This is a genomic window from Tatumella sp. JGM94 (assembly GCF_018257595.1).
GTDB classification, from domain to species: domain Bacteria; phylum Pseudomonadota; class Gammaproteobacteria; order Enterobacterales; family Enterobacteriaceae; genus Tatumella; species Tatumella punctata.
This window is the reverse complement of sequence record NZ_JAERJN010000014.1, coordinates 75,376-93,899: the sequence shown is the minus strand read 5'-3', so window position 1 is coordinate 93,899 and position 18,524 is coordinate 75,376. Positions and strand designations below refer to the sequence as shown.

The following is an 18,524-nucleotide window of genomic DNA, read 5'->3' as shown; positions in this document are numbered from 1 at the left end:
CTCCGGAATATTATTCAGCAAACAGTTTTCGAAAATCGGGCAGGGGCTTTTTAGCCCCGTTAAAATCCAGGCTCTGGACGATATTGTCAAAATGCGCCTGCATCAGGGCACTGAGAACCGGCAGATCCCGGTCCCTGACGGCATCCAGTAACTGCTGATGTTCTGAATCCCGGCACCCCTGTTGCCACTGGCTTCCCCAGGCGGCAATCACCAGTGAAGATCGTAATGTCAGATTAGTAACGATTTCGCTTATTACCGGGTTACCGGCGACCGCATGTAAACGAATATGGAACATGGCTGAATGGCGGATTGCCGCAGCCGCATCCCGCTGATGGTGCGCCTGGTGTTCGAGCTGCAGGACCTCTGCCAGCTCCTGATAATCCTGTGGCTGCAGGCGTTGTGCCACATCCGGCAAATTTGCCAGTTCAATCAGGGTCCGCGTCCGGAAAATCTGTAATGATTCGCCGGCTGTCGGGTTAGCGACAAATGCACCACGGCCGGGCGTCATATTCACCATTTGCACCGTGGCGAGGCGGGTCAGCACTTTCCTGATGCCGGTCCGGCTGATACCGAACGCATCGGCCAGTGCTTCCTCCGGAAGTTTACTGCCCGGCGGTAGCTGGTGTTCCACCATCGCTTTTATTAAAGCTTCCCGGATGTGGTCTTCTTTTTCCTGCCCTTCGCGACTGTCACGGTAAGGGGTGGCGGTTAACATGCGGTTCTCCCAGATAATGTTCTTTATTAGGTATACCAATTTTTTGTTTTTTGTATACAAAAAAATGAAAGCTGGTCTGGATCCTGCAAGGTATCAGAGCGTGTGATTATTACTTCAGAATAGCTAAAGGGTCTGCAACTATGCCAAAAAATGAACCACAGAACGCCGGGCTCGTCAAACCAGGTTACAGCCCGAGGCTGACCAATGACGACTTAGCGCCGGTCAGAAAGCAACACTGGAACTGGTACAATATTTTTTCTTTCTGGATGTCAGACGTACACAGTATGGGTGGCTACGTGGTTGCCGCCAGTTTCTTTGCCCTCGGGCTGGCAGGGTGGCAGGTGCTGCTGTGTCTGCTGGCAGGAATTTGCATTGTCCAGTTTTTCGCCAACCTGGTCGCTAAACCCAGCCAGCTCAGCGGGGTGCCCTATGCGGTTGTCTGTCGTCAGGCCTTCGGTGTGTTCGGGGCAAATATACCGGCAGTGATCCGTGGCCTGATCGCATTCGCCTGGTATGGTATCCAGACATGGCTGGCATCAAATGCATTACTGCTGGTGTTACTGAAATTCTGGCCCGCGCTGGGACCGATGACGGTCCCCCGTTTCCTCGGCCTTTCGGCTCTTGGCTGGGTATGCTTCGCGATTATGTGGGTATTACAGGCTCTGGTCTTCTGGCATGGAATGAATGCCATTAAACGCTTTATTGATATTGCCGGCCCGGCGGTCTATATCGTGATGCTGGCATTAGCCATATGGATTATTTCGCAGACCGGCTTCGCCGGTATATCTCTGACCCTGGCAGAAAAGCCGTTATCTTTTGCTCAGCAGGGATGGCAGATGATTTCGGCGGTTGCGCTGGTCGTTTCCTACTTTTCCGGTCCGTTGCTGAACTTTGGTGATTTTTCCCGCTACGCTGCCAGCATGCAGGATATCCGGCGCGGTAATCGCTGGGGCTTACCGTTTAACTTTTTACTGTTTTCGGTAATTACGGTGGTTATCGTTTCCGGAACCCATTCATTGTTCGGCAGAATGATTACCGATCCTATCGAAACCGTCTCTCAGGTTGGTAGCGGCGTGGCAATGGCAGTGGCTTTACTGACAATGATTATTGCTACGATAGGGATTAATATCGTGGCGAACTTTGTTTCACCGGCTTTTGATTTCTCTAACTGTGCACCGCAGAAAATCAGTTTCCGGATGGGCGGGATGATTGCTGCCGTAGGATCTGTCATTCTTACGCCGTGGAATTTGTTCCAGTCACCGGAGTTGATTCATTATACCCTCGACGTACTCGGTTCTTTTATCGGCCCGTTGTTCGGTATTCTGTTGTGTGATTTCTATCTGGTAAATCGCAGCCAGATAAACACCGACCAGTTATTTAATGATTCACCGCAAGGCGCTTACTGGTATCGGCAGGGCTTTAATCTGAAAGCGATTTTGTCCCTGCTGCCGGCAGTGATGCTCTGCCTGCTGCTCAGCTTTATTCCGTCTTTACATTCGGTCGCCAGTTTCAGCTGGTTTATCGGCGTTGCCCTGGCTGCCGGAATCTATTACCGGGTGAGCGGGGCCGGAGTCAGGGCTCAGTCAGCAACAGATATTTCAGCCGGCGTCACTAAAGATATCTGATAATCCTGTTCGCACTGGCGGACAGACAGGGGGGATAAGCTCTTCGTGCGCGGGGCCTCATTTCCCCCGCGAAATCCTGTGGTTGCTGTGCAACCTCTCGGCTATACTCGGCGGTCTGTTCAGCATTACCATCGCAGGAGCGATATGCTTGATTCTAACGGGTTAGTAAAACAACTTTGCGACCAGGGCTGGTTTTACCAGCAAAATGTACTGGATCCCGCGCTTATTTCGGGTTTAGCCGACTTATGTCATAGCCGTACCTTCCTGCAGGCAGGAATCGGCCGTGGCGTGAAGAACATTATTAATGAATCGATCCGTTCTGACAGCATCAGCTGGATAGAAAAGTCTGAAACAGACCCGGCCATTAGCCGCTATCTGACGCTGGTGGAGCAAACCCGGCAGCTACTTAACCGTGAGTTTTTTCTTGGGTTGCAGGATTTTGAAGGGCATTTCTCCCGCTATCCTGCGGGGGCTTATTACAAACCCCACTATGACTGTTTTGCCAATGATAAACGCCGGGCGGTCACGTTTATTGTTTATATCAACCAGAACTGGCATCCGCAGGATGGCGGGGAACTCTGTCTCCATTTACCGGAAGGGGAGCGGCTGATCCAGCCAGTTGCCGGCAGTGTTTTATGCTTCCTGTCGGAGCAGATCCTGCATGAAGTTAAGCCGACCCGCAAAGAACGTATGGCACTGACTGGCTGGTTTATCCGTAATGGCGGTCAGGATTACTACTACAGCTAACCAGCCATTCCCCGGCGGGGGACGATGTTGCCGACAGTAAAAGTCCGGTGCTGCCTGCCGGTACTCAGGAGGACGCTTTTTTGCCTGCCGTCACCTGACTGCCGGCATTTTTCTCCAGCAGTAAAATATCTGCCATTGCAATCAGGCATAACACCCCGAGGGCAATAAATGACAGCCGGAAACTGACCGCCGGTAACCCGTGAAGCCACTGTGATGTCTGACCCAGGCGCCCGGCCAGGTAGATACTGAGTGCGCAGAAAGTAATGCCTGCGCCCATGGAGAGCTGGGAAGATGCGCTGAACAGTGCGTTGGCATGGCTCATTTGCGCTTTAGGTACATCACAAAACACTAAGGTATTAATCGCGGTAAACTGCAAAGAACGGAACATACCGCCGATAAACAGCACCAGCATAATCAGCCAGTGAGCTGTCTGCGGAGTAAAAAATGCACAGGCGACCATCGCCACGACATTAAGCAGACCATTCACGGTCAGGACAGTTTTAAAACCAAAGGTCCGCAGAATCCGCGTTGTCGCGGGTTTGATAGCAAGATTTCCGGCAAAGACCGCCAGTACCAGCAATCCCGAATGAAAAGCATCCATATGAAAGCCGGTCTGAAACATCAGAGGCAGCAGGAACGGAATCGCGGAAATAGCCGAGCGAAACAGGAATCCGCCGATCAGGGTGGCGCGGAAGGTCGGGATTGATAAAGCATCCATGCGGATCATCGGACAGGGCACCCGCTTCATATGCCACCAGGTGATCCGGAGTCCGGCCAGACTGATCACCGACAATCCCAGTGTCAGGGGCAGAGGGATATCCGACGATACCATTTCCATACTGCATACCACACCGATCATTGACAACGCAGACAGGATAAAACCGGTTATATCAAAGGGCCGTTGTCCGGTGTCACTGCTGTTTTTCATCAGTCGTCGGGACAGCATAAACGCTATTATCCCCAGCGGCAGATTCAGAAAAAAAATCCAGCGCCAGTCAAACCAGGTGGTAATAAACCCTCCCAATGGCGGGCCGATAATCGGAGCGACCAGCGCAGGCCAGGTTAATGTCGCAATGGCGGTGATCAACTGCTCCGGCGGGGTGTTTTTTAATACTGCCAGCCTGCCGACCGGCACCATTAATGCGCCACCGGCCCCCTGCAGAATACGCATTGCCACAAACATCGTCAGATTTTCGCTGAGGCCACATAACACCGAGGACAGGGTGAAGATGACCAGTGCCAGAGAAAATACATTCTTTGCACCGTAGCGATCGGCTATCCAGCCACTGACCGGGATCAGGACCGCCAGGGTCAGTAAATAGGCACTGATCCCCAGATTCAGCCGGACAACATCTGTGGCAAAGGTGTGTGCCATCTGTGGCAGTGCGGTTGCAATCACCGTACCGTCGAGGAACTCCATAAAAAAAGCGCCCGCCACCAGCAGAGCAACACCTGAAACAGACTTATTTGTTTTATTTATCAATACGCACATGACTGTTGCTTACCGGGCATGAGAACATAAGGAGCGATCATGATATCCAATGCCCGGAAGGGATGCATCTCATGAATGTATGTAAATATGTTTAGTAAATATTAATTAATTGTATTGGAGTTTTTGTGCAGCAAAAGAAGACCATAAATATCGGGATGGCCCTGCTGGCGATGGGGCTGGGCGGCTTCGGTATCGGCACCGGTGAGTTTGTGATTATGGGCTTATTACCGGATGTCGCGCACGGGCTCGGACATTCAGTCACCAGTACCGGTAATGCGATCACCGCATATGCATTAGGGGTGGTATTCGGAGCACCGTTAATTGCAGTACTGGGAGCACGGGCGTCCCGCCAGCATCTGCTTATTTTTCTGATGGGGTTGTTTGCCGCCGGTAATATTGCCAGTGCATTGACCCCGGGATATATGAGCTTTGTCGTGGCGCGTTTTATCAGCGGGTTACCTCACGGGGCGTATTTTGGTATTGCCTCGCTGGTATCAGCCTCGCTGGTTGCACCGGAACAGCGGGGTAAAGCGATTGGCCGGATGATGACAGGTCTGACCATTGCCACGCTGCTGGGAGTACCGCTGGCCGCCTGGGTAGGGCACCATCTTAACTGGCACTATGCCTTCCTGTTTGTCGGGCTCTGTGCACTGGTATCACTGCTGCTGGTGATCCGTTATGTGCCTTATCAGCCTGGGGATCCGTCAGCTCATCCGCTACAGGAACTGACGGCACTGAAAACCCCGCAGGTTTTGCTGGTACTGCTGACCGGTGCTGCCGGGTTTGGCGGTATGTTTGCGGTGTTCAGTTATATTACTCCGACTCTGATGCAGGTTGCCGGGCTGGCCGAATGGGCAATCCCCTGGGTGATGGCCGCTTTCGGGCTGGGAATGATTGTCGGCATGATGGCCGGCGGACGGTTATCTGACTGGAGTGTCAGGAGGGGGATCACGGTGGCTCTGTTATGGAACCTGGTGGTGATGGCTCTGTTCCCGCTGCTGGCTAAATTTGTGAGCGGTGGTGTGGTAGCAACTTTCCTGGTGGGGACAACTTCGCTACTGATCCCTTGTCTGCAAATCCGGCTGATGGATGTCGCGGGTAAGGCCCAGACGCTGGCGGCGGCTATGAATCACTCAGCATTAAATATTGCTAATGCATTAGGGGCGTTCTTCGGCGGAGTGGTGATCAATGCCGGTATGGGCTGGACAGCCACTGCCTGGGTGGGTGGTGCTTTAGGGATTGTCGGACTGTTAGCCTGGCTGAGTGCTTTAGTGACCAGTAAAGCGCAGACCTCCGTGCGCTAAGTCATCTGAGGTTTCAGACATATTCTGTCACCTTTTCTCTGTTACCTGCAGTATTCTGAAAGCCCCGCGGACTTTACAAAAAGCCGCGGGGCTTTTATACCTTTAATAGCCGTACGACGCAGTTACCGGGCAGACGATATCTGTTTGCTGCCGCTTATTCTCAGGGTAGAAATCTGCAGTTTTGTTAACTATTGCTCAAGGGGGAAATATGTCAGTCGATTCCCGCCGGGACTTTTTACGTGTGATGACGCAGATCGCGCTTAGCACACCACTTTTGTTTGCCGCCGCTGCACGTGGTGAATCTCCCTCCCGGCTCACTCCGGAACATTTCAGATTATCAGCCAATGGCTGGGTACCGAATAATCCGCACCTTCCTGTCCTGCTCTACCGGCAGGTATTGCCGCTATCCGGCGCGGTTACGCAGCACTCTGAACAGGCTTTTCAACATAACGGCTGGCCACCCCAGTGGGTGGCCGGGGTATTCGACTTCCACCATTACCACAGTACTGCCCATGAAGTCCTGGGGGTTGTCGGTGGTGAAGCCCGGCTGATGCTGGGCGGCCCGGGAGGAAAGACGGTGACGGTTAATGCCGGGGATGTGGTGTTACTGCCGGCAGGCACCGGACACTGTAACACCGGCAGCAGTGACGATTTTCTGGTGGTGGGTGCCTACCCGCCCGATCAGCACTGGGATATCTGTCGTTCTGCCCCGACCGCCGGGATGCAGCAGCGTATTGCCTCGCTGCCTTACCCGCATCAGGACCCGGTCAGTGGTCAGCCTCAGCCCCTGATGACCCTGTGGGATCCGCTCGCCTGATTTATTTGTATAACTAAGGAGGATTCCGTGACAGGAATTAAGCAGTTATTTTGCAGCGCTATATTGCTGGCTGGCAGTATGCTAACCGCCCACGCCAGTAGCTTACCGGTTGTCGGTATTATCGGTGCCGGTCAGATGGGCGGAACTCTGGCAACTCTGTGGAGCAAAGCCGGATATCCGGTGATTTTATCATCGCGGCATCCGGACCAGTTACAAAGCCAGGTCAGTGCCCTTGGTGCCCATGCCAGTGCCGCCACTCCTGAGCAGGCCGCTGAAAAAGCCAGTATTGTCGTGCTGGCCGTGCCTTATGGCGCATTGCCGTCTCTGGCGAAGGTTATCGGCCCGCAACTGAAAGGTAAAGTTGTCCTGGATGTCACCAATCCTTACCCCGGCCGCGATGGTAATATTGCGCAACAGGCCCTGAAACAGGGAGCAGGGGAATACAGTGCAGGGCTTTTCCCCGGTGCCCGTCTGGTACGCGGATTTAATTCGGTTGCTGCTTACACTCTGAGTTCACAGGCGCACCGGTCAGGGGAGTTACTGGCCATTCCGCTGGCGGGTAACGATCAGCAGGCCCTGAATGAAGTCTCTGAACTGGTAAAAAATGCCGGTTTTGATCCGGTGGTGGCTGGCGGACTGGATAAAGCGCGTCTGTTTCAGCCGGGCAGTGAATTATTCCTGAACAGTCTGACCGGTCAGCAACTCCGTCAGCAATTATCCCGCTAACCCTGCGGGCAAAAAAGGGGGCAGTCGCCCCCTTTAACCCGTTCGTCTAACGGCGGCGACTGCGCCGCAGGCGGAAGGCAACCAGCAACAGTATCACAATAATGACCGCAACACTGATGGCGGGGATCATGTACGGCTGCAGAGCGACCAGAGCCGGCGGATGACCGCCCTTACGGACCCAGGCCACATCACCTGCCTGCACGGTGACCTCAGGATTACCGTAATTATGCAGAACATAGTTACTGATATCCGCGATTTGCTGATCGGTCAGGTTATCCACATAAGTGGGGGAACTGAAGCCGGGCATCAGCACCTGATGATCTTTGGTATTGCGTTGCACACCGAACAGAATGGTCGCAATCAGGTTTTGCGGATGGATCATGCCGGTCGCGGTGTTATGGAACAGGGAAGGGTAGGCCTGATTCTTGCTGCCGGCACCGTCTGGCTGGTGACAACTGGCACAGTTACCGCTGAACAAGGCTGCACCGGAAGTCAGAGAGTCACGGGCATTATTTGCGGCCATCCCACGGACCTCATCATCCACATTGACCGATGAGGAGCCATAGCTGTACGCGGCTTTGGTTTCCCCCGCGGTGCGGATTGGCGTGGTCTGTTTCAGATAGACAGCAATCGCCTGCAGATCACTGTCCGGCAGGTATTGCAGGCTGTGCTCAACGGCTTCAGCCATACCGCCAGCAGCCTGGTTTTTACCTTCGGCCCGGCCGGTTTTCAGGTAGCTGATGATTTCATCATTGCTCCAGCCACCAATCCCGCTGATCTTATCGGAAGTAATATTCGGCGCGTACCAGCTGCCAAGCGGAGCCCCGGCCAGTGGCTGATCCGTTTTTTCATTCATCATAAAACCGCGTGGCGTGTGACAGGTGTCACAGTGAGCCAGCCCGTTAACCAGATAGTTACCGCGGTTCCACTCGGCACTTTTCTGCGGATCCGGTTGCAGGGTTTTATTATCGGCATACAGCAGGTTCCAGAACTTCATACTGAAACGGATATTGAACGGGAACGCTAACCGGGTTTCTGTATTCTGCTGTACCACCGGTTTAACGCCATGCATAAAGTAATAATACAGGGCATGAGCATCACTGTCGGTCATCATCCGGTACGAAGTATAGGGCATCGCCGGGTAGAGTTGCGCTCCGTCGGCCCGGACACCATGACGTACGGCATCAACAAACTGTGCTTCAGTGTAGTGACCAATCCCGGTGGCCGGGTCGGGGGTGATATTGGTTGAGTAAATCGCCCCCATCGGTGAGGCGATAGCATAGCCGCCACTGAAGGCAGTTTTACTGCCGGGGGCGGTGTGACAGGCCTGGCAGTCAGATGCCGTTGCGACCAGCTCACCTTGTTTTAGCAGAGACTGATCAATATCTGCCGCCCTGGCAGCCACGGATCCCAGGCTGCCGCAGACCAGAGCCAGTAACGTCAGCTTCAGGCGGAAAAATCGTTTCATGCCAGCTCCTTCATACGCAGAGAGATATCATGAGCCGCTTTCAGGCCCAGCGCCGCCATACTCAGGGTACTGTTCACCACACTGGCGGAAGGGATCGCGCCGCCACCCGGTAGCCACAGGTTTTCATGATCAAAGGTCCGGCAGTTTCCATCGACGACAGAATCTTTAGGGCTTTTCCCCATAATGGTGCCGCCCATAATATGGTTGTTAGCATTCAGGGCAGTAGTAATGTTGAACTCTTTGCCGTTGAACAGTGAACCGATATGCTGCAGCTGTTCGTGGGCAGCGGTGGCACCTTTACGGACATAATCGCCGACATCATAGTGAATATCCGGGCAGGCCAGTCCGTGGGGATCTTTACGGGTTTTACTCAGGGTCAGGCGGTTTTCCGGGTCTGGTAACGGTTCCAGACTGATGGAAAGATCGACACCATGGATAGAACGATAACGGATCTCTTCATCCAGTGCTTTACCGACCAGCCCTTTCGCCAGCGCCTGTTTGGTTGCCGGTACTACGCGGGAAATATTATTCAGGATCATTTTGTTCGCTGAATATTCACTGCGGAATTCACCGTCACGCGGGCCGACCATACAGCTGCTCTGGGCCGGACCACGCCCCAGCCAGACAGGTTCTTCCGTCAGGAAACTGCAGTGAAAACCTGAGTGATCCATCATATTACGGCCCACCATATCGGAACTGTTAGCAATTCCGGTCGGGTTAGCCTGGTTGGCGGCCTGTAACAGCAGGCGCGGGGTTTCTATGCCGTTACATGCCAGAGCAAAAGCTTTGCCGGTCGCTTTGTGAGAAGCGCCCTGATTATCCAGCCAGTGTACGGCAGTGACACGGTTATTATCATCGGTATCAATTTTATAGACCACCGATTCGGCCAGTACCACAGCACCTTTCTGCTCAGCACGTTCCACATGATGAATACCGTTATACATAGCACCAATCGGGCAAATAGGCTGGCAGTTATTATTGCCACAGCAGACCGGACGGCCTTCCCAGGGGCGGGTACTGCGGCCCTGCGGGATCGGTACCAGATTATAACCGTGCGGGTTAACCACACTGGCAAAATAAGTGTCTCCATGGGCAAAAGGCACCATATCCATCGGGTAGGGCCTGCTGCGCTCACTGGGTGACTGCATAGACGGGTCGCTGGGGCCCGCGACACCTATCGCATACTCAGCCTCACAGTACCAGGGTTCCATTTCATCATAAGAGACAGGCCAGTCACGACCGACACCGTATTTGCTTTTCATCACAAAATCGCTGGGATGGTGACGCCAGCAGGATGCCGCCCAGTGCCAGGTGGTTCCGCCGACGGTCCGTAAGTAGCCCTGCTGGAAGCTGCCGGCACTCGGACCTGTGACATTGACATAATTATTTGGCGGGAAATAGAGTGGGGCTGGCGCAAGGGGAGACTGAGGGTATAGCCCCTGAAAATCAGAGCCTGCGCGGTTAGCAAACGGCATATTTCGCCAGTTTTCTACTGCCTGTGCACGGCTGATCCGCAAGCCGGCTTCAAGGATCAGTACCGAATATCCCTGGCTGACCAGCTGGTCTGCAATCAGTCCGCCAACGATACCGGAGCCCACAATAACAATATCCGCGGATGCATCACCACCCGCAGTAAATTCTGGTTTTTTCATCATGATCTGTCTGTTTTAAGTGTTATTTACAGGTTATTAATCAGTTCAGGATCCAGCGGATCCGGTACCGGCGCTGTCCACCATAAGGGACCATTGCCGCAATAAGTGGGTACCACCAGCCCGTCACTGACCGTGTCGTACATCAGTGCCTGTTTATAGGCAACCAGGGTACCTTTGTAATCATCACCGATAGTCCCCGTATACCAGGCGGTCAGGATTTGCTGCAGGAAGTCGCCCAGTCCTGCGTCAATCGCTTTCTGCCTGAAAGCGATGGCGGAATCTCCGGGCTGACGTAGCTGTGCCAGTCGGGTGATTTTGCTGCTGAACTGATTATCACGTTTGATAAATGCACTGAGGAAGTGTGTGGCAAGCTGCGGGTTAATATGTTTATGCTCGGTAATCGCCTGCGAAACACTGATAAAGTCCTGAGTGGTATCGCCACCGTGAACCAGGCTGCTGGCAAAACTCTGCAGCGGTAAAGAGGCTGCCAGGCTGCCGGCGGTTAATATCAGCGCAGATTTTATAAATCCCCTGCGACTGGAACCGGTTCCACTGGCCGGTAAATCCGTATGACTTTGCTCAAAAATTTGCTTCATGTGAAATCCACATCTGTAAAACTATTTGTGATGGAAGTCACATCATATAATTAAAAGAAAATGATTTGTTAAATTTAATTGCCATGGTTAGCAAAAAAAAGCACTTTTTGTGCTTTTCCGGCCAGTGAAAAATATGGCGGAGAAGGTGATGTCTGGTAACAGAGGGAAGGGAACTGATGGCGTGGATAGCTCTGTGCGACGTCTGCCGGATAAACAGCGGCCATCCGTGGCCGTCAGATCGGTCAGTCCAGCTTACCACTCAGTCGCTGGTGAAGATCTTTGCTGCGTCCGTCAAGGCCGGCAATGGTCACTGTTGCATTATGGCGGCGGTAACGCTGTTCGATGGCATCCAGTACTGCCACCGTGGATGTATCCCAGAGTGTGGCGGCAGACAAGTCAATGATTACCGTCGCCGGGTCATCGGCATAACTGAAATGCTCATACAGGTCATTGCTGCTGGCGAAGAACAGGGGGCCGTGAATCTGATAACAGACTGACTGGCCATCGGCTGATACCCGGCGTTCGGCACGGATCACATGGCTCAGGCGGCGGGCAAACCACAGTATCGCCAGCACAACACCGCTGACCACGCCCAGTGCCAGATTAGCGGTTTGTACGGTAATAGCCACTGTTGCCAGCATAATCAGGGTTTCTGATAAAGGAATGCGTCTCAGGGTCGCAGGGTGAATACTGTGCCAGTTAAGGGTTTTGACTGCGACCACCATCATAATGGCTGCCAGTACGACCATCGGTATATGCGCCATCACCCGGCTCAGGACACTGACCAGTAACAGCAGGACCAGCCCGGCAGCCAGTGTTGACACCCGGCTGCGGGCTTTGCCTAACTCTACGTTGACAATTGTCTGGCCAATCATGGCACAGCCGGCCATTCCGCCGCAGAAACCCGCGATAATATTAGCGATACCTAAGCCGGTTGCTTCTTTGCGTTTTGACGAAGTGGTATCTGTCAGATCATCGACCACTTTGGCTGTCAGCAGCGTTTCTATCATACCGACCAGTGCCACACTGACCGCCGTTGGCCAGATGATCTGCAGTGTTGTCATATTCAGGGGTACCAGCAGCCGGGTAAGTGCCGGTAATCCGCCCCCGATAGCGCCTTCATCACCGACATTCGGTACGGTATAGCCCATTGTCCAGCAGATGGCTGTCACCGCGGCAATCGCGACCAGCGGAGCAGGGATGGCAGGTAACAGACGCGGCAGTAACAGCACAATCACCAGTGTCAGGGCAAAAAATCCCCAGACCACGGCAGAATGTCCAAGCACATGAGGCACCTGAGCAACAAATATCAGGATCCCGAGGGCGTTAACAAAACCGGTCATTACGGAACGGGGAATATAACGCATCATGCGTGACATGCCCGTCAGCCCGAAAATAATCTGCAATATCCCCGCCAGAACCACCGTCGGCAGAATATAGCTGATGCCGTGCAGATGCACCATCGGGCCGATCACCAGTGCCACAGAACCCGCAGCGGCACTGACCATCGCCGGACGGCCACCGATCAGTGACAGGGTCAGGCAGATCACTACCGAAGCAATCAGGCTGACCTGCGGTGATACCCCGGAAACGACGGAAAACGAAATCACTTCCGGAATCAGTGCCAGTGCGGTAACCACGCCGGCCAGGCATTCACGGGTAAGCAAAGCCGGAGAACGGAATACGGTGGTTATTCCCGGTGACTGGTGCGGCACAGGGCAGGATGAAGATAGGGTATTTTCCTGATTCATGGGGAAGATAACTCTTACGCTAAAGGGGATTAATGACCGGGGATGGCAGGGCGGCGGCGTTTGTTTGTGCAAACCCCGCGATGCTGACCCCGGGGGCTGCCGTGTCGCCTGGTGAACGACGTTACGGCAGACCACGAAAATATCAGGCTTTTTTACCGGAAAACAAAAAGCGTAGCAACGGAATACGCAGATGAATTTCGTAGAGCAGGAAAGAGATACCGAAAACAAATATCAGACCGGCAAAAAAACCGAGGCTGTTACTGGCAATATGTGGCATCACAAACAGACCGAATACCAGGGTTAACGGGTGGTGTACCAGATAAATAAACAGAGAGGAATTGACCAGATACCTGACCTTCCCTGACGGATTATTCAGGAAACGATAACCGAAACTGAAACAGATATTCAGCATGCACAGGCCCATGGCCATAGAGATTAACGCGTCCAGTTCATATAACCAGCCAGCCCCGGAACTGTATTGCTGGTTAAGGTGATAGGCGATAAACAGCAAAATAGCCCCGGCCCAGACCGGCGGGTGACGGCGAATAAACAGGGCTTTGGCCTGCGGGTTAATCCAGGCAATGGCGCCCAGCAGGAAAAAGGGTAAATAAAATAATGACTGCATAACGGCAATATTAAATAACCCGTCCATCAGCACCGCAGGTGCCTGCCAGAGTAATAAACGGCGAACCACTCCCCAGCCGATCACGCAGACCGACAGGGCAAGGAAAATACGCGGCCAGTTTATGGTCAGGGTACTTAATCGCTGCTTATGTTTATTGATCATCGCAAACAACAGCATGCCGGAGGCGGTCAGTAACAGTAATACCAGTAAAAACCATAAATGTGAGATCAGCTCCCAGACCAGAGTGTTATAACGCTGATAGAGGCTGTACTGCGACCAGTCGGTAAATTTATCCGACCAGGCTTTCAGCATAAAAAACTGCGGCAGGGTAATTAACGGGATCGCGGCCAGAAAAGGGATCCCGACTCTTTCCATCCTGACTTTCAGCCAGCGTACCGGCTGGTAACGCAGATAGAGCATATAAGAAAAATAACCGGAGATAACAAAGAAAACCTGCATCCGGAAGGAGTGGATAAACTCGTTGAATAACGTCAGCCACAATGAGTCTGTCGGGCTGTTCACTGTCCACTTCTGGCTTGAATAGATCAGTGATACATGGAAGGGGACACCGAGTAACATTAGCCCGGCACGGATGGAGTCCAGAAAATATTCTCGTTCAGGTTTTGCGGTAACCATAAAAATCACTCATAAGATAAATTAGAACTTTCCGGAAGTAACTGCTGGAAAAGTCATACTATAATTGTATCAGACAAGTGTTAACACTGGCTGGTTTCGTTAAAGATTCCGAAAAAAAAGCCTGTAGTAAGATAATCAGTACAATCTGCAGGCGTAGCTGTCAGAATCAGAAATAATCAATTACTATGGGCGCGATTTATTCAGGCACACGCACGCAAGGGGGAGATGTGCTCACGACAGAATGTAAAAAATCAGGATTGATGAAAATGCACTGGGTTGGTGCTGCGGTCCTGCTTGCAATGTATGCCAGCAACAGCTGGGCATTTGATCTGAATGATGTGGCCAGACAGGCAAAATCACTGGCTGATAAAAGTTATGAGGCACCGAAAAGTAATCTGCCTTCCCAGTTCCGGGACATGAAATTTGCGGATTATCAGAAAATTCAGTTCAGACAGGACAAAACCTATTGGGGTAAATTGCGTACCCCGTTTAAGCTCGAATTCTATCCGGAAGGCATGTACTTCGATTTGCCGGTGAAACTGAACGAAGTGACCGCCTCTTCAGTGCGTGAGATTAAGTACAGCCCTGATTATTTCAACTTTTCCAATGTTCAGGCCGATGCGGACTCGGTGAAAAACCTCGGTTTTGCCGGGTTTAAAGTTCTGTATCCGCTGAACAGTAAAAACAAACAAGACGAGATAACCAGTTTCCTCGGGGCCAGCTATTTCCGTGTGGTCGGTGCCGGACAAGTCTATGGACTGTCAGCGCGTGGCCTGGCGATTGATACCGCGTTACCGTCCGGTGAAGAGTTCCCGCGCTTTAAAGAGTTCTGGATCGAGCGACCGAAACCGCAGGATAAACAACTGGTGATCTATGCGCTGCTGGATTCGCCGCGGGCAACCGGTGCTTACCGTTTTGTACTACACCCGGGGAAAGAAACCACTGTTGATGTCCGTTCTAAAATATACCTGCGTGATACGGTCGGCAAACTGGGGATTGCCCCGCTGACCAGTATGTTCCTGTTCGGCGCGAATCAGCCATCACCGGCCATGAACTACCGTAATGAATTACACGACTCTGACGGACTGTCGATCCATAACGGTAACGGTGAATGGATCTGGCGACCGCTGAACAATCCGAAGCGTCTGGCGGTCAGTTCCTATTCACTGGAAAATCCGAAAGGGTTTGGTCTGTTACAGCGTAACCGTGACTTCAGCCATTATCAGGACCTGGATGACCGCTATGACTTACGGCCGAGTGGCTGGGTTGAGCCGCTGGGTAACTGGGGTAAAGGTCATGTTGAACTGGTAGAAATTCCGACCAATGATGAAACCAACGATAATATCGTTGCTTTCTGGTCACCGGAAAAAATGCCGGAAACGGGCAAGGCGTCAGACTTCAACTACCGTTTACATTTCACGGGTAACGAGTCTCAGCTGCACACGCCGGATGTGGCGTGGGTAAAAGATACCCTGCGTTCCGCGGGAGATGTACGACAGTCCAATCTGGTACGTCAGCCGGATGGTTCAATCGCCTTTATCGTCGATTTTACCGGTCAGGCAATGAGTAAACTGCCACAGGATACTCAGGTGTCTCCGCAAGTCAGTATCGGGGATAATGGTGACGTGGTGGAACAGAGTGTCCGTTATAATCCGGTCACTAAAGGCTGGCGTCTGATATTGCGATTGAAAGTCAAAGACCCGAAAAAAACCACCGAAATGCGCGCTGCGTTAGTGAGTGGCGACAAAACGTTGACGGAAACCTGGAGCTATCAGTTACCTGCCAATGAATAAATCTACCTTTAACCCCGAAAAATATGTCGATGCTCTGCCGCTGTCTGCGGCGGAGCAGGCACAGCTGCGTCCATCCGCAGAGACTGATTTTGCGGATTTACAGCAGCAACTTGGTCATGACAACGCCGCCAGTGATCGCGAGGATGATGCCGCACTGAAATCAGTGTCGGCCAGGATCCGGATGGCCTGGCCGGACTCCGTAGACGGAGGCCGGCAGTTTGGTAAAGATGACGCTGACCGGACGACCCTGAAAGCAACGCCGCCGCTGAAACGTGCCGGTATGTATCCCTCACCCTGGGAAACAAACCCGCTGACCCGCATGTGGGGCGCGATGCGTGGCAGGGCCAAAAAGCCGCTGCATCAGGACCAGGCCAGTGTCGATGAGCGTATTGCCGAAGAGAAATGGCGTACTGTCGGTACCATTCGCCGTTATATTCTGCTGTTACTGACAATGGTTCAGACAGTGATTGCCACCTGGTATATGAAGACTATTTTACCTTACCAGGGCTGGGGGATGATTGATTCTTCGGAATTACTCAGCCAGAGCTGGCAACAGACGGTGCTGCAGCTGTTACCTTATGTCTTACAGACCGGCATTCTGATACTGTTTGCGATTCTGTTCTGCTGGGTGTCTGCCGGATTCTGGACGGCGCTGATGGGCTTCCTGCAATTAATGATCGGTAAGGATAAATACAGTATCTCCTATTCGACCACCGGAGAGGAGCCCCTGAATCCTGAACACCGTACCGCCCTGATTATGCCAATATGTAATGAGGATGTGGAAAGGGTGTTTGCCGGTCTGCGCGCCACCTGGGAGTCGGTGGTACGTACGGGTAACAGTGATCACTTTGATGTTTATATCCTCAGTGACAGCTATGATGCTGATATTGCTGTTGCAGAGCAGAAAGCCTGGATGGAGCTGGTCCGTGATGTCGGCGGTGCCGGTAAGATCTTTTATCGCCGTCGTCGCCGTCGTGTAAAACGTAAAAGCGGTAACATCGATGATTTCTGCCGCCGCTGGGGCAGTGAATACAGTTATATGGTGGTACTGGACGCCGACAGTGTGATGAGCGGTGAATGTCTGACCGGTCTGGTACGGATGATGGAAGCGAATCCTAATGCCGGTATCATTCAGTCTGCCCCGAAAGCCTCAGGGATGGATACTCTGTATGCCCGTTGTCAGCAATTTGCGACCCGGGTCTATGGGCCATTGTTTACTGCCGGTTTACACTTCTGGCAACTCGGGGAGTCTCACTATTGGGGACATAACGCGATTATCCGTGTGAAACCTTTTATTGAGCACTGTGCTCTCGCACCGTTGCCGGGGGAGGGGTCTTTCGCCGGGTCAATTCTTTCTCATGACTTTGTTGAAGCAGCACTGATGCGCCGCGCCGGCTGGGGAGTATGGATTGCCTATGACCTGCCGGGTTCTTATGAAGAATTGCCGCCCAACCTGCTGGATGAACTTAAACGTGACCGCCGCTGGTGTCACGGTAACCTGATGAATTTCCGGCTGTTCCTGGTAAAAGGTATGCACCCGGTGCACCGCGCAGTGTTTCTGACAGGGGTGATGTCTTACCTGTCAGCGCCCTTATGGTTTATGTTCCTTGCCCTGTCGACAGCGTTGCAGGTGGTACACACGCTGGTGGAACCGCAGTATTTTCTGCAACAGCGACAGCTGTTTCCTGTCTGGCCTCAGTGGCGACCGGAACTGGCGATTGCGTTATTCTCCACCACGCTGGTGCTGCTTTTCCTGCCGAAACTGTTAAGTATTATTCTTATCTGGTTTAAAGGCTCGAAACCTTATGGTGGTCCGGTCCGGGTATTCCTGTCACTGATGCTGGAAATGTTATTCTCGGTATTACTGGCCCCGGTACGGATGTTATTCCATACGGTATTTGTGGTCAGTGCCTTCCTCGGGTTAAAAGCCGTGTGGAATTCACCACAGCGTGATGATGATGCTACGCCCTGGAAAGAAGCCTTTGCCCGCCATGGCTCGCAGATGCTGCTGGGAATTGTCTGGGCCTGGGGAATGGGGTATCTGGACCTCAACTTCCTGTGGTGGCTGGCACCGATCGTTTTCTCGCTGATCCTGTCGCCGTTTGTGTCCGTTTTCTCCAGCCGCGCAACCCTCGGGCTGAAGAGTCAGCGCGCCAGACTGTTTCTGATCCCCGAAGAGTATCAGCCACCGAAAGAGCTGGTAGATACGGATGCTTACCTGCAGCTGAACCGTGGCAGAGCACTGGAAAACGGCTTTATGCATGCGCTGTTTAATCCGTCTTTCAACGCGCTGGCCACCGCAATGGCGACCTCCAGACACAAGCGTAGCCAGTTACTGGAGCATGCCCGTGACCGGCGGGTGGATCAGGCACTCAGTGACGTACCGGAAAAACTTAACCGGGATCAGCGTTTAGAAATCATCAGTGATCCGGTGGTTCTGGCACGGGTGCATAGCCGGCTCTGGCAGTCCGGTGATAAATATCACCAGTGGCTGAGCAGTTATCAGAATCAGCCGCTTAACCCGCTGGCATTACCCCGCCACTGAACGGGCGTTACTCTGACGGCTACAAACCCCTG

The 18,524-nt window shown here is 52.9% G+C and carries 14 protein-coding genes; 7 read left to right on the top strand and 7 right to left on the bottom strand.

Annotated elements, in window-relative coordinates; all coding sequences use genetic code 11:
- Positions 1 to 10 precede the first annotated feature (10 nt).
- Positions 11 to 715, bottom strand: a complete 705-nt coding sequence (locus JK216_RS11680; protein WP_212711661.1) for a GntR family transcriptional regulator — start codon at positions 713 to 715, stop codon at positions 11 to 13.
- 140 nt (positions 716 to 855) lie between these two features.
- On the opposite strand from JK216_RS11680, the gene JK216_RS11675 reads away from it, so the two are divergent.
- Together JK216_RS11675 and JK216_RS11670 are read left to right on the top strand one after the other, a co-directional pair.
- Positions 856 to 2,340: an NCS1 family nucleobase:cation symporter-1 gene (locus tag JK216_RS11675; RefSeq protein WP_212711660.1), complete on the top strand. Its 1,485-nt coding sequence runs from the start codon at positions 856 to 858 to the stop codon at positions 2,338 to 2,340.
- A gap of 144 nt (positions 2,341 to 2,484) precedes the next feature.
- Positions 2,485 to 3,087, top strand: coding sequence for a 2OG-Fe(II) oxygenase (locus JK216_RS11670; RefSeq protein WP_212706625.1), 603 nt, complete (start codon positions 2,485 to 2,487; stop codon positions 3,085 to 3,087).
- Positions 3,088 to 3,151: 64 nt separating this feature from the next.
- Here the strand turns inward: JK216_RS11670 and JK216_RS11665 are convergent, their stop codons facing one another.
- Positions 3,152 to 4,579, bottom strand: coding sequence for an MFS transporter (locus tag JK216_RS11665; protein WP_212711659.1), 1,428 nt, complete (start codon positions 4,577 to 4,579; stop codon positions 3,152 to 3,154).
- 125 nt (positions 4,580 to 4,704) lie between these two features.
- On the opposite strand from JK216_RS11665, the gene JK216_RS11660 reads away from it, so the two are divergent.
- From JK216_RS11660 to JK216_RS11650, 3 genes are all read left to right on the top strand, one after another.
- A complete protein-coding gene (locus JK216_RS11660) occupies positions 4,705 to 5,883 on the top strand; it encodes an MFS transporter (RefSeq protein WP_343876820.1) in 1,179 nt (392 codons plus the stop codon).
- A gap of 208 nt (positions 5,884 to 6,091) precedes the next feature.
- A complete protein-coding gene (locus JK216_RS11655; RefSeq protein ID WP_212710710.1) occupies positions 6,092 to 6,700 on the top strand; it encodes a cupin domain-containing protein in 609 nt (202 codons plus the stop codon).
- Positions 6,701 to 6,727: 27 nt separating this feature from the next.
- A complete protein-coding gene (locus tag JK216_RS11650) occupies positions 6,728 to 7,426 on the top strand; it encodes an NADPH-dependent F420 reductase (RefSeq protein WP_343876818.1) in 699 nt (232 codons plus the stop codon).
- Between the two features lie 46 nt (positions 7,427 to 7,472).
- Here the strand turns inward: JK216_RS11650 and JK216_RS11645 are convergent, their stop codons facing one another.
- The 5 genes from JK216_RS11645 to mdoC form a co-directional block, all read right to left on the bottom strand.
- Positions 7,473 to 8,894, bottom strand: a complete 1,422-nt coding sequence (locus JK216_RS11645; protein WP_212709523.1) for a cytochrome c — start codon at positions 8,892 to 8,894, stop codon at positions 7,473 to 7,475.
- The gene (locus JK216_RS11640; protein WP_212709526.1) at positions 8,891 to 10,546 is read right to left on the bottom strand and encodes a GMC family oxidoreductase; all 1,656 of its coding nucleotides are present in this window, start codon (positions 10,544 to 10,546) and stop codon (positions 8,891 to 8,893) included. Before JK216_RS11640 ends, JK216_RS11645 begins: the two co-directional genes overlap by 4 nt.
- A gap of 26 nt (positions 10,547 to 10,572) precedes the next feature.
- Positions 10,573 to 11,142, bottom strand: a complete 570-nt coding sequence (locus JK216_RS11635) for a sugar dehydrogenase complex small subunit (protein ID WP_212709522.1) — start codon at positions 11,140 to 11,142, stop codon at positions 10,573 to 10,575.
- Positions 11,143 to 11,384: 242 nt separating this feature from the next.
- Positions 11,385 to 12,893: a SulP family inorganic anion transporter gene (locus JK216_RS11630; protein WP_212711658.1), complete on the bottom strand. Its 1,509-nt coding sequence runs from the start codon at positions 12,891 to 12,893 to the stop codon at positions 11,385 to 11,387.
- A gap of 142 nt (positions 12,894 to 13,035) precedes the next feature.
- Positions 13,036 to 14,154: a glucans biosynthesis protein MdoC gene (gene mdoC / locus JK216_RS11625; RefSeq protein ID WP_212709520.1), complete on the bottom strand. Its 1,119-nt coding sequence runs from the start codon at positions 14,152 to 14,154 to the stop codon at positions 13,036 to 13,038.
- Between the two features lie 257 nt (positions 14,155 to 14,411).
- Here mdoC and JK216_RS11620 point away from each other — a divergent pair, with 257 nt between their 5' ends.
- Together JK216_RS11620 and mdoH are read left to right on the top strand one after the other, a co-directional pair.
- Positions 14,412 to 15,947 carry a glucan biosynthesis protein G gene (locus JK216_RS11620; RefSeq protein ID WP_212709525.1) on the top strand — a complete coding sequence of 512 codons (1,536 nt, stop codon included), beginning with the start codon at positions 14,412 to 14,414 and terminating at the stop codon, positions 15,945 to 15,947.
- The gene (mdoH, locus tag JK216_RS11615; RefSeq protein WP_212711657.1) at positions 15,940 to 18,492 is read left to right on the top strand and encodes a glucans biosynthesis glucosyltransferase MdoH; all 2,553 of its coding nucleotides are present in this window, start codon (positions 15,940 to 15,942) and stop codon (positions 18,490 to 18,492) included. The genes JK216_RS11620 and mdoH overlap by 8 nt, the downstream gene beginning before the upstream one ends.
- The last annotated feature ends 32 nt before the right edge of the window (positions 18,493 to 18,524 follow it).